10 protein-coding genes are annotated in these 12,404 nt (G+C 64.8%); 9 read left to right on the forward strand and 1 reads right to left on the reverse strand.

The genetic code is table 11. The features are described 5' to 3' along the window. Nucleotides 1-180: 180 nt before the first annotated feature. The gene (locus FJ970_RS05870) at nt 181-2,715 is read left to right on the forward strand and encodes a DNA translocase FtsK (protein ID WP_140754932.1); all 2,535 of its coding nucleotides are present in this window, start codon (nt 181-183) and stop codon (nt 2,713-2,715) included. 81 nt (nt 2,716-2,796) lie between these two features. On the opposite strand, the gene fsa is transcribed toward FJ970_RS05870, so the two are convergent. Further along, the gene (gene fsa, locus FJ970_RS05875; RefSeq protein ID WP_140754930.1) at nt 2,797-3,453 is read right to left on the reverse strand and encodes a fructose-6-phosphate aldolase; all 657 of its coding nucleotides are present in this window, start codon (nt 3,451-3,453) and stop codon (nt 2,797-2,799) included. 92 nt (nt 3,454-3,545) lie between these two features. Between fsa and FJ970_RS05880 the strand changes: the two genes are divergently transcribed. The 8 genes from FJ970_RS05880 to FJ970_RS05915 all read left to right on the forward strand — a co-directional run bounded on the left by FJ970_RS05880 (nt 3,546) and on the right by FJ970_RS05915 (nt 12,375). Next, nucleotides 3,546-5,729 carry a primosomal protein N' gene (locus FJ970_RS05880; RefSeq protein WP_140754928.1) on the forward strand — a complete coding sequence of 728 codons (2,184 nt, stop codon included), beginning with the start codon at nt 3,546-3,548 and terminating at the stop codon, nt 5,727-5,729. Nucleotides 5,730-5,778: 49 nt separating this feature from the next. Further along, entirely contained in the window at nt 5,779-6,474 is a 696-nt protein-coding gene (locus tag FJ970_RS05885) for an aspartate/glutamate racemase family protein (protein ID WP_140754926.1), read from the forward strand. A gap of 95 nt (nt 6,475-6,569) precedes the next feature. Then, the gene (locus FJ970_RS05890; protein ID WP_137933072.1) at nt 6,570-6,965 is read left to right on the forward strand and encodes a DUF4345 family protein; all 396 of its coding nucleotides are present in this window, start codon (nt 6,570-6,572) and stop codon (nt 6,963-6,965) included. A gap of 246 nt (nt 6,966-7,211) precedes the next feature. After that, nucleotides 7,212-7,772, forward strand: coding sequence for a F0F1 ATP synthase subunit delta (locus FJ970_RS05895; RefSeq protein WP_140754924.1), 561 nt, complete (start codon nt 7,212-7,214; stop codon nt 7,770-7,772). After that, the gene (gene atpA / locus FJ970_RS05900) at nt 7,772-9,301 is read left to right on the forward strand and encodes a F0F1 ATP synthase subunit alpha (RefSeq protein WP_127275643.1); all 1,530 of its coding nucleotides are present in this window, start codon (nt 7,772-7,774) and stop codon (nt 9,299-9,301) included. The genes FJ970_RS05895 and atpA overlap by 1 nt, the downstream gene beginning before the upstream one ends. Before the next feature lie 31 nt (nt 9,302-9,332). Continuing rightward, the gene (locus tag FJ970_RS05905; RefSeq protein ID WP_140754922.1) at nt 9,333-10,220 is read left to right on the forward strand and encodes a F0F1 ATP synthase subunit gamma; all 888 of its coding nucleotides are present in this window, start codon (nt 9,333-9,335) and stop codon (nt 10,218-10,220) included. Nucleotides 10,221-10,290: 70 nt separating this feature from the next. Further along, complete coding sequence (atpD, locus tag FJ970_RS05910) at nt 10,291-11,856, forward strand: F0F1 ATP synthase subunit beta (RefSeq protein WP_181178227.1); 1,566 nt, start codon at nt 10,291-10,293, stop codon at nt 11,854-11,856. Nucleotides 11,857-11,967: 111 nt separating this feature from the next. Next, entirely contained in the window at nt 11,968-12,375 is a 408-nt protein-coding gene (locus FJ970_RS05915; protein WP_140754920.1) for a F0F1 ATP synthase subunit epsilon, read from the forward strand. The last annotated feature ends 29 nt before the right edge of the window (nt 12,376-12,404 follow it).

Below are 12,404 nucleotides of genomic sequence, written 5' to 3' on the forward strand. Positions count from 1 at the left end.
ACTTGCTCATGCTCGGTCGCACGCGTGGCTGGATCGTCGAATACGATCCAGCGCTCGAATCTGTATCCTTCGGCATCGCCGCGAAAGATATTTTTCGGTCGCTCCAACGGCACTTACGGAAGCAACTGTTAACCACTCGCTCCCTATTGCTCAGCAGACGTTCCACAGTGAGTCTTGAGCATGGAAGCCAGGCGTTTTTCTCGGGTCAATTCGTTGCACACAGCTTCGCCCGATGACCCCGAAGGGGAGCGCGCCGGCGGCCCGCGCGGCAAGGTGGATGTCCGTCAGTCCGGTGCTTCGGGCCATTCCGGGCGGGTTGCTGTTCCCGGCGGCGACAGGAGCCCCTCCGGTGGGCCGAATGGGAAGCCTGTGGCGGACAATGGTTTCCCGCAGGGCGACACTGAAAGCCCTGCCTGGCAAGAGTATTTTTTCCTTGCGCCCAATGTGCGTTTTACACGCACCCCGGACTATGAGCCCAAGCACCGCCCGCCGCAGGGCGAGGTTGCCGGGCAGGGCGGCCCGCAGGCGCTCCCGACGCAGCAGGCTGGCGTCGTCATGCATCGCGGACCGTCGCCGGCCGCGCCCGCTCAGCCAGTACGCGGCGGCGAGACGTCGCAAGGTGTTCCGCCCGCGGCTCCGAATGTGCCCGCTCGAGCGGCCACGCGCCCGGCGTCCGTCGTCGGGAATGGCGCGCCGCTCAAAGCAGCCACCACTGAAAAAGCCCGGCGGCCCTATCTCTCGGATCACGCCTTCTTCGAGGGCTTGGCGCCGCTTCTGGTTGACGTCACGTTCCCGGGCCGCCAAGTCAGCCCGGTTTCGCGCGCACCGGTCCCGGCTCCGCCGGTTGCCGCGGCGCGGGCCGATATCTCCGCGCCCGCCGTGGCCGATGTCACCGCCTTGTTCCGTGTCATCGAATGCCTTCCGGGCCAGGCCCCGTCCGCCCCGCCGGACGTGTTTCCGGCCAACTCCAACGAGGCCGTGGTCGAGCCATCCGTTTCGGCGGGCAGGGCCGCCCGGCAGGCTCGGACAACGGCCGCGATGGCGCCTGCCGCAAGCAGCGTCCTCCCGGCACCGCTTGTGCAACGCGTGGAGGAAACCGGTCCCGCCATGCGCGGGCCGTCGCTGCCCATGGCTGGCAAGGTTGCGCGGCCGGTGACGGGCGAAAGCTACGAACTTCCCTCGGAGGAACTGCTGCAGCAGCCGCCGGAAGGGCAGGGCTTCTACATGTCGCAGGAGCGGCTCGAGCAGAATGCCGATCTCCTGGAAAGCGTGCTGGAGGATTTCGGCGTGCGCGGCGAGATCATCCACGTACGCCCCGGTCCGGTCGTCACCCTCTACGAATTCGAGCCGGCGCCGGGCGTCAAATCCTCCCGCGTCATTGGTCTCGCCGACGACATCGCCCGCTCCATGTCGGCGGTCTCGGCGCGCGTCGCCGTGGTGCCCGGCCGCAACGTCATCGGTATCGAGCTGCCGAACGAGACCCGCGAAACCGTCTATTTCCGCGAACTGATCGAATCGCAGGGCTTCCGCAAGACCAGCTGCAAGCTGGCGCTTTGCCTTGGCAAGACGATCGGCGGCGAACCCGTCATCGCCGAGCTGGCGAAAATGCCGCATCTGCTCGTCGCCGGCACCACCGGCTCCGGTAAGTCGGTCGCCATCAACACCATGATCCTGTCGTTGCTCTACCGGCTGAAGCCCGAAGAATGCCGGCTGATCATGGTCGACCCGAAGATGCTCGAACTGTCCGTCTATGACGGCATCCCGCACCTTCTCACCCCCGTCGTCACGGATCCCAAGAAGGCCGTAACCGCGCTCAAATGGGCGGTGCGCGAGATGGAAGATCGCTATCGCAAGATGGCGCGGCTCGGCGTGCGCAACATCGACGGCTACAATGAGCGCGCCGCCCAAGCCCGGGACAAGGGCGAGACGGTCGTCATGACCGTGCAGGCCGGCTTCGAGAAGGGCACCGGCGAGCCGCTGTTCGAACAGCAGGAGATCGACTTGGCGCCGATGCCCTACATCGTCGTCATCGTCGACGAGATGGCCGACCTGATGATGGTCGCCGGCAAGGAGATCGAAGGCGCCATCCAGCGCCTGGCGCAGATGGCGCGCGCCGCCGGCATTCACCTGATCATGGCGACGCAGCGGCCTTCGGTCGACGTCATCACCGGCACGATCAAGGCCAATTTCCCGACCCGCATCTCCTTCCAGGTCACCTCCAAGATCGACAGCCGCACCATCCTGGGCGAGCAGGGCGCCGAGCAGCTGCTCGGCCAGGGCGACATGCTGCACATGATGGGCGGCGGGCGCATCGCCCGCGTGCACGGCCCCTTTGTTTCCGACGCCGAGGTCGAGCATGTCGTGGCGCATCTGAAGGCGCAGGGCCGCCCCGAATATCTGGAGACCGTGACGGCCGACGAGGATGAAGAGGAAGAGGAAGGCGACCAGGGAGCGGTCTTCGACAAGGGAGCCGTTGCCGCCGAGGATGGCGATTCCAGCTATGACGAGGCGGTCAAGGTGGTGTTGCGCGACAAGAAATGTTCGACGTCCTATATCCAGCGCCGCCTCGGCATCGGTTACAACCGCGCCGCTTCACTGGTCGAGCGCATGGAGAAGGAAGGCCTGGTCGGCGCGCCCAACCATGTCGGCAAGCGCGAGATCATGGCGGGCAAGCGCCCGTCGCCGACCGCGCTCCCCGACGATGGCACGGACTGACGGGCAGGCTTCTCTCTTGATCCACAGCGCATGAAAAAAGGCCGGTTGCCCGGCCTTTTTTCATATCCGGTAGCGGATCGCTCAGCTGATCTTCTGGCCGGTCTTGGCCCAGTCGGCGAGGAAAGCGGCAAGGCCCTTGTCTGTCAGCGGATGATTGACCAGCGCCTTCAGCGTCGCCGGCGGCGCGGTGATGACGTCGGCGCCGATGAGAGCCGCCTGCTTGACGTGGTTCACCGTGCGCACGGAAGCGGTCAGGATCTCGGTCTGGAAGTCGTAATTGTCGTAGATCTGACGGATCTCCTGGATCACCTCCATGCCGTCCGAGCCGGTATCGTCGATGCGGCCGACGAAGGGCGAGATGAAGGACGCGCCGGCCTTGGCCGCGAGCAGCGCCTGGTTGGCCGAGAAGCACAGCGTGACGTTGACCATGCGGTTCATCTCGGTGCGGATGGTCTTGCAGGCCTTCAGGCCGTCCAGCGTCAGCGGCACCTTGATGGCGATATTGGGCGCGATCTTGGCCAGCACCTTGGCTTCGGCCATCATGTCCTTGAACTCGGTCGCCACGACCTCGGCCGAGACAGGGCCTTCGACGATGTCGCAGATCTGCTTGGTGACCTCGATGATCTTGCCGCCCGATTTCAGGATCAGCGAGGGATTGGTGGTGACGCCATCGAGCAGTCCCAGATCGTTCAGTTCCTTGATCTCTTTGATATCGGCGGTGTCGGCAAAAAATTTCATGGCGGGTCTCCTGACGATTTTCGTCGTGCTTGGGAAGGCACGTTCAGCGTTGCTCTTTGATCTAGACCAAAGTCAGGGCAAGGTCACGCCTCATGATCGAAGATTCGCCCTTTGTCGCGGCCGCGCCGGTGCTGGTGCCGATGCCGGCCGAACGCCCCTACACCTATGCCGTGCCGGTCGGCATGCGCGTGGTGCCGGGTTCGATCGTGCGCGTGCCGCTCGGGCCGCGCCAGGTCGCCGGCATTGTCTGGGACGGCGCGGTCGAGCAGGTCGATGCCAGGAAATTACGCCCGATCGAGCAGGTTTTCGACTGTCCGCCGATCGACCGCGCCATGCGCCGCTTCGTCGACTGGGTGGCGCAGTACACGCTCTCGGCGCCGGGCATGGTGGCGCGCATGCTGCTCAGGGCGCCGGAGGCCTTTGATCCCGAACCCTGGATCGAAGGGCTGCAGCGCACCCTCCTTGTACCTGACCGGATGACCGATGCCAGGGCGCGCGTTCTGGAAACGGCCGAAGGCGGCCTTGCCTGGACGCGCTCCGGGCTTGCCCATGCCGCGGGCGTGTCGTCGACTGTGATCGAGGGGCTGAAGGCGCAAGGCGTGTTCGAGACGGTGATGATCCCGCCGCGCCCGGTGGTGGCCGCGCCTGACCCAAGCTATGCCGTTCCCGAACTGATGCCGGACCAGAACGAGGCCGCGTCGATGCTGCGCGCCAATGTGGCGGCCGGCGAGTTCAACGTCGCGTTGCTCGACGGCGTCACCGGTTCGGGCAAGACGGAGGTCTATTTCGAGGCTGTGGCGGCCGCGCTCGAGCAGGGCAAGCAGGTGCTCATCCTGCTGCCGGAAATCGCCTTGACGCATGCCTTTCTGGAACGCTTCCAGCAACGTTTCGGCGCCAAGCCGGGCGAATGGCATTCGGACCTGCCGCCGCGAATGCGTGAAAAAGTCTGGAGGCAAGTGGCGGAGGGCGGCGTGCGTGTCGTTGCCGGCGCGCGCTCGGCGCTGTTCCTGCCGTTCCGGGAGCTTGGCCTGATCGTCGTCGACGAGGAGCACGACCCCGCCTACAAGCAGGAAGACCGCGTCTTCTACAATGCGCGCGACATGGCTGTCGTGCGCGGCCATATAGGCGGCTTCCCCGTGGTCCTGGCATCGGCGACGCCGTCGGTCGAGAGCCGGGTCAATGCCAGCCAGGGCCGCTATGCAAGGGCTGTGCTTTCCGCACGCTTCGCCGAGGCGGCACTTCCCGATCTCAAGTCGATCGACATGCGCCGCGCGCCGCCCGCCCGTGGCGGCTTCCTGTCGCCGGTGCTGATCGACCATATGCGCCGGACGCTGGAGAAGAAGGAGCAGTCGCTGCTGTTCCTCAACCGGCGCGGTTATGCGCCGCTGACGCTGTGCCGGGTCTGCGGCCACCGTTTCGGCTGCCCGGTGTGCTCGGCCTGGCTGGTCGAACACCGCTTTCGCGGCCAGTTGGTGTGTCATCACTGCGGTCACAATGAGCGCCGTCCCGAAGCCTGCCCGGAATGCGGCACGCTCGATCATCTGGTTGCTTGCGGGCCGGGGGTCGAGCGCATTGCCGAGGAGGTCGTCACGCATTTCCCGGACGCGCGCACCATCGTGCTGTCGTCGGACATCATGGGGGGCGTACGGCGGTTGCGGCTGGAGCTGGAGGCAATCGCCAATGGCGAGGCCGATATCGTCATCGGCACGCAACTGGTCGCCAAGGGTCACAATTTCCCGAACATGACGCTGGTCGGCGTCGTCGACGCCGACCTCGGCCTCGCCAATGGCGATCCGCGCGCCGCCGAGCGTACCTTCCAGTTGCTCAGCCAGGTGACCGGCCGTGCCGGCCGCACCGGCAAGAAGAGCCTTGGCCTGCTGCAGACCTTCCAGCCCGACCATCCGGTGATGCGGGCGATCGTCTCAGGCGATGCCGAGTCTTTCTACCAGCGTGAGATTTCGGAGCGCGAGCGCGCCGCCTTGCCGCCCTTCGGCCGACTGGCAGGCGTCATCGTCAGCGCGGTGACGCGGGCGGAGGCGGAGGGCCATGCACGCGGCCTGCGCCGCGCGGCACCGGAAGCGTCGGACCTGTTCGTGCTCGGGCCGGCGGAAGCACCGCTGTCCCTGCTCGGCGGACGCCACCGCTTCCGCCTGCTGATCCAGGGCGAACGGCGCGCCGACATGCAAGGTTTTATCCGGGCCATGCTCGCCAACGGACCGAAGCAGCGCGGCTCGATCCGGGTGCAGGTCGACATCGACCCGCAGAGTTTTTTGTAGGGACTCAATTTCAGCTACAGTTGTCTCGGCGAGAGAAACGGAAAGATCAATGAAAACCCTTGGCCTGCTCGGCGGCATGAGCTGGGAATCGACTGCCATCTATTATCGCCTGCTCAACGAGATCGTGCGCGAGCGGCTGGGTGGGCTGCATTCGGCGAAGCTGCTGCTCTGGTCGTTCGATTTCGCCGAGATCGCTGAGCGGCAGCATCACGGCGATTGGGACGGCGCCGGCGCGCTTCTGACCGAGGCCGCGCGCAAGCTCGAGGCCGGCGGCGCGCAAGGGCTGCTCCTGTGCACCAACACCATGCACAAACTGGCCGACCAGGTGCAGGCGGCTGTGTCGATCCCGCTGATCCACATCGCCGACGCCACCGCGATGGCGATAAGAAAAGCCGGCTTGCAGCGACCGGCATTGCTGGCGACACGCTTCACCATGGAGCAGGATTTCTACAAGGGCCGGCTCACCGACAAATATGGGCTCTCACCGGTGGTGCCCGACGCGGCCGGTCGCGACATGGTCCATCGCGTCATCTACGAAGAACTCTGCCAGGGCATCGTCTCCGAGGTCTCGAGGGCGGCCTATATCGCCGAGGCCGAACGTCTCCGCGGCGAAGAGGCCGCCGACAGCCTGATCATGGGCTGCACCGAGATCACCATGCTCATCGGCCAGGGTGATTTCGACATTCCGGTTTTCGACACGACGCGCATCCATGCCGAGGCGGCGGTGGAATTCGCGCTCGGTTGATGCGCGTCTCCTAAAGTGGCTGGAGCCATCTGGCGCGGCATTTTTCCTCCGCTAGAATGCTCCGCAATTTCAAGCAGGCATTTCGAGGGGACACGATGGATTTTGCGCTTCCATGGCCGACGAGCCAGGGCGAATGGCTGGCCTGGTCGAGCGCGGTCTTCACCGTCCTGCTCGGCCTTCTGTTCTTCCTGGCGCCGGCTCTGGCGTTCCGCATCCTGCGCCTGCAGGCGAAACCCGAGAAGGCGGCGGCGATCGCCGAAGGGCGAGGCCGCATGTCGGGCTTCTATCTCGGGGTCGGCCTGTGCTGCATCCTGCTCGCGCAGCCGCTGGTCTACATGGCGCTCGGCTTCTCCTGGCTGTTCACCGCCTTCGGCCGGTTGCTGTCGATGATGTCGGATGGCGCCAATACACCTTTCAATTGGGTTTCGATCGTGGTGGAATTGGCGCTCGCGGCCTTGCCGCTCGCCTTTGCCTTCGGCTTTGTGCCCTGAATCCAAGGGTATTCCGGCGCGCAGGACACTGATCTTTCGCCGGATGCGACAATAGTGCCTGAAAACCATGCGGAACGACGCATTGCGGTCTTAAAATGCCTGTGCTAGACGGCAATCGACTTTCGGCCGGGGATAGCGGAAGCCGCGCCTCCGTGCTTGAAAAAATGCAGTAAGGTCAAAGATTTAGCCAGAGTTTTTGCTCGCGCCAACAATCTGCGGCCTGTCAGACAAGAGAAAAGACGGTCCGTGGCTCAATCGTCATCGCCAATCTCAGGTGTCGCAGAACGCTATGCCGGTTCGCTGTTCGAACTGGCATCGCAGGCAAATTCCGTGGCCAAGGTCGAGGCCGACCTCAACAGTTTCGAGACGATGCTGGCGGGCAGCGCGGACCTCACCCGGCTGATCAACAGCCCGGTGTTTTCCAGCGAGGACCAGGCCAAGGCCATCGCGGCGATCGCCGACAAGGCCGGCATCACCGGCCTGACCGGCAATTTCCTGCGCGTCGTCGCCAAGAACCGCCGACTGTTCGCGGTGCCCGGCATGATCAAGGCGTTCCGCCAGATCGCCGCCGAGCACCGTGGCGAGGCTGCCGCCGAAGTCACTTCGGCTCATGAGCTGACGGCGGCGCAGCAGACCGAACTCAAGGCGGCGCTGAAGAGCGTTGCCGGCAAGGACGTGGCCATTTCCGTCACCGTCGACCCGTCGCTGCTCGGCGGGCTGGTGGTCAAGATGGGCTCGCGCCAGATCGATACGTCGCTCAAAACCAAACTCAATTCGCTCAAGCTTGCACTGAAAGAGGTCGGCTGATGGACATCCGCGCCGCGGAAATTTCCGCAATTCTGAAAGACCAGATCAAGAATTTCGGCAAGGAGGCCGAGGTCTCCGAAGTCGGACAGGTGCTGTCCGTCGGTGACGGCATCGCCCGCGTCTACGGCCTCGACAATGTCCAGGCCGGCGAAATGGTCGAATTCCCCGGCGGCATCCGCGGCATGGCGCTCAATCTCGAAGCCGATAATGTCGGCGTCGTCATCTTCGGCGCCGACCGCGACATCAAGGAAGGCGACACCGTCAAGCGCACCGGCGCCATCGTCGATGCGCCTGTCGGTCCCGGCCTGCTCGGCCGCGTCGTCGACGCGCTCGGCAATCCGATCGACGGCAAGGGTCCGATCAAGGCAGTCGAGCGCAAGCGCGTCGACGTCAAGGCGCCCGGTATCATCCCACGCAAGTCGGTGAATGAGCCGATGTCGACCGGCCTCAAGGCCATCGATGCGCTGATCCCGGTCGGCCGCGGCCAGCGCGAGCTGGTCATCGGCGATCGCCAGACAGGCAAGACCGCCATCATCCTCGATACGATGCTCAACCAGAAGTCGGTGCACGACAACGGCCCCGAGAAGGAAAAGCTCTACTGCGTCTACGTCGCCGTCGGCCAGAAGCGCTCGACCGTCGCGCAGTTCGTCAAGGTGCTGGAAGAGCGCGGCGCGCTCGAATATTCGATCATCGTCGCCGCCACCGCTTCCGATCCGGCGCCGATGCAGTTCCTGGCGCCGTTCACGGCCTGCACCATGGGCGAATATTTCCGCGACAACGGCATGCATGCGCTGATCAGCTATGACGATCTGTCGAAGCAGGCGGTGGCCTATCGCCAGATGTCGCTGTTGCTGCGCCGTCCGCCGGGCCGCGAAGCCTATCCGGGCGACGTCTTCTACCTGCACTCGCGCCTGCTCGAGCGCGCCGCCAAGCTCAACGACGATCTGGGTGGCGGCTCGCTGACCGCGCTGCCGGTCATCGAGACGCAGGCCAACGACGTGTCGGCCTACATCCCGACCAACGTGATCTCGATCACCGACGGCCAGATCTTCCTCGAAACCAACCTGTTCTTCCAGGGCATCCGTCCGGCCGTCAACGTCGGCCTGTCGGTGTCGCGCGTCGGTTCCTCGGCGCAGATCAAGGCGATGAAGCAGGTTGCGGGCTCGATCAAGGGCGAGCTCGCGCAGTACCGCGAAATGGCTGCTTTCGCGCAGTTCGGCTCGGATCTCGACGCCGCCACGCAGCGCCTGCTCAACCGCGGCTCGCGCCTGACGGAGCTGTTGAAGCAGCCGCAGTTCTCGCCGCTGAAGACCGAAGAGCAGGTCGCGGTGATCTTCGCCGGCGTCAACGGCTATCTCGACAAGCTGCCGGTCAACCAGGTCGGCAAGTTCGAGCACGGCCTGCTCAGCCACATGCGTTCGGCCGGCAAGGACGTCCTCGACGCCATCCGCAAGGAAAAGGCGCTTTCGGACGATCTGCGCGCCAAGCTGAAGGCCGAGATCGACGCCTTCGCCAAGACCTTCGCCTGAGCGAAGTGCAAGACGGGATCAGGTTTGAAGCATGCCTTCATTAAAAGACCTTCGTAACCGTATCGCCTCGGTCAAGGCGACGCAGAAGATCACCAAGGCGATGCAGATGGTCGCCGCGGCGAAGCTGCGCCGTGCGCAAGAGGCGGCGGAAGCGGCGCGTCCCTATTCGGAGCGCATGGGTTCCGTCCTGGCCAACATCACCCAGGCTGTCGGTGGCGGTGGCGATGCCCCGGCGCTGATGACCGGAACCGGCAAGGACGACGTGCATCTGCTCGTCGTCTGCACCGCCGAGCGCGGCCTGTGCGGCGGCTTCAATTCGCAGATCGCCCGTCATGCCCGTGACCATATCCGCCGGCTTCTGGCCGATGGTAAGCAGGTCAAGATCATCTGCGTCGGCAAGAAAGGTTTCGACATCCTGCGCCGCGACTATGCCGCGATGATCATCGAACGCGTCGATCTGCGCGAGGTCAAGACGCTCGGCTTCGTCAATGCCGATGCGATCGCCCGCAAGGTCATCCACCTGTTCAACGAGGGCGCCTTCGACGTCTGCACGCTGTTCTACTCGCAGTTCAAGTCGGTGATCAGCCAGGTTCCGACCGCGCAGCAGATCATTCCGGCGGCATCCGCCTCTTCGGCTCAGCCCGAGTCGGCGGATGGCGCCAGCGCCGTCTACGAGTATGAGCCGGAGCCGGGCGAAATCCTGTCCGACCTCATCCCGCGCAACATCGCGGTGCAGGTATTCCGCGCGCTGCTCGAAAACGCGGCGGGCGAAATGGGCGCCAAGATGAGCGCCATGGACAATGCGACGCGCAACGCCGGCGAGATGATCAACAAGCTGTCGATCACCTACAACCGCCAGCGGCAGGCGCAGATCACCAAGGAACTGATCGAAATCATTTCGGGCGCCGAGGCGCTCTAGGCGCGGTCCGCAGGTCATTGGCCCGCGAACCGGACCGCGTGAGAAACAAAGGACGAAAAGGGTAAAGACGATGGCGAAAGCAGCGACCCCGAAGACAGCAGCCCCCGCGAGGGCGGCCAAGGCTCCGGCAGCGGCAGCAAAGGCGGCTCCGGCCAAGCCAGCAGCAGCGCCGGCCAAGGCCGCCGCTGCCAAGACGCAAGCCGTGGCCACCAAGGCCACCGGCGTTGTCGGCAAGGTCCGCCAGGTCATCGGCGCTGTCGTCGACGTGCAGTTCGGCGAGCATCTGCCGCCGATCCTGAACGCGCTCGAGACCAACAATGTCGGCAACCGACTGGTGCTCGAAGTTGCCCAGCATCTGGGTGAAAACACCGTGCGCTGTATCGCCATGGACTCCACCGAAGGTCTGGTGCGTGGCCAGGAAGTACGCGACACCGGCGGCCCGATCGCCGTGCCGGTCGGCCCGGGCATGCTCGGCCGCATCATCAACGTCATCGGCGAGCCGGTCGACGAAGCGGGCCCGGTCGACGCGGTCGAACTGCGCTCGATCCACCAGCCGGCTCCGGCCTACATCGAACAATCGACGGAAGCGCAGATCCTGATCACCGGCATCAAGGTGCTCGACCTGCTCGCACCCTACGCCAAGGGCGGCAAGATCGGCCTGTTCGGCGGCGCCGGCGTCGGCAAGACCGTGCTGATCCAGGAACTGATCAACAACATCGCCAAGGCGCATGGTGGTTACTCGGTGTTCGCCGGCGTCGGCGAGCGCACCCGCGAAGGCAACGACCTCTATCACGAATTCATCGAATCCGGCGTCAACAAGAAGGGCGGCGGCGAAGGCTCGAAGGCGGCGCTGGTGTACGGCCAGATGAACGAGCCGCCGGGCGCGCGTGCCCGCGTCGGCCTGACCGGCCTGACGGTCGCCGAATATTTCCGCGACCAGGGCCAGGACGTGCTGTTCTTCGTCGACAACATCTTCCGCTTCACGCAGGCGGGCTCGGAAGTGTCGGCGCTGCTCGGCCGTATCCCGTCGGCGGTGGGCTATCAGCCGACGCTCGCCACCGACATGGGCGCGCTGCAGGAACGCATCACCACCACCACCAAGGGCTCGATCACCTCGGTGCAGGCGATCTACGTGCCGGCCGACGACTTGACCGACCCGGCGCCGGCGACCTCGTTCGCCCACCTCGACGCGACGACGACGCTGAACCGTTCGATCGCCGAAAAGGGCATCTATCCGGCCGTCGATCCGCTGGACTCGACCTCGCGCATGCTCGACCCGCTGGTCGTCGGCGATGAACACTATGCCGTCGCCCGCCAGGTGCAGTCGATCCTCCAGCGCTACAAGTCGCTGCAGGACATCATCGCCATCCTTGGCATGGACGAGCTCTCGGAAGAGGACAAGCAGACGGTGGCCCGCGCCCGCAAGATCGAGCGCTTCCTGTCGCAGCCGTTCTTCGTCGCCGAAGTGTTCACCGGCGCGCCGGGCAAGCTGGTCGACCTCGCCGACACCATCAAGGGCTTCAAGGGCCTCTGCAATGGCGACTACGACCATCTGCCGGAAGCCGCCTTCTATATGGTCGGCGGCATCGACGAAGCGGTCGAGAAGGCACAGCGCCTCGCGGCTGAAGCGGCTTAATCAAGGGAATAGGGAGTAGTCAGTAGTCAGTAGTGAATAGCGGCTGGGTGATCGGGCGGTTGTCCTCTCTCCCTACTTCCTACTCACTATTCCCTACTCGCTAATTTGATCATGGCTGAAGCTTTCAAGTTCGAACTGGTTTCCCCGGAGCGCCTGCTGGTTTCCGCCGTGGTCGAATCCGTCGTCATCCCGGGCGCCGAGGGCGAGATGACCGTCATGGCCCATCACGCACCGGTCATGACCACGATCAAGCCGGGCGTCGTCACGGTGAAGAACGCCTCGGGCAGCGAAGAACGCTATGTCGTGTTCGGCGGCTTCGCCGACATCGTCCCGGCCGGCTGCACGCTGCTGGCGGAATCGGCGGTCGCGGTGAAGGATGTCGACCGCGCCGATCTCGCCCGCCGCATCCAGGAAGCCAGGGAAGACGCCGCCGACGCCAAGGACGACCAGGCGCGCAGCAAGGCGGAACAATTCCTTGGCCAGCTCACCACGCTGGAAGGCGCCATTTTGCCGGCTTGACCCTCAATTCAGAAGCGAAGTGAAAAGCG

It is taken from the genome of Mesorhizobium sp. B2-1-8 (genome assembly GCF_006442545.2).
Taxonomy (GTDB): domain Bacteria; phylum Pseudomonadota; class Alphaproteobacteria; order Rhizobiales; family Rhizobiaceae; genus Mesorhizobium.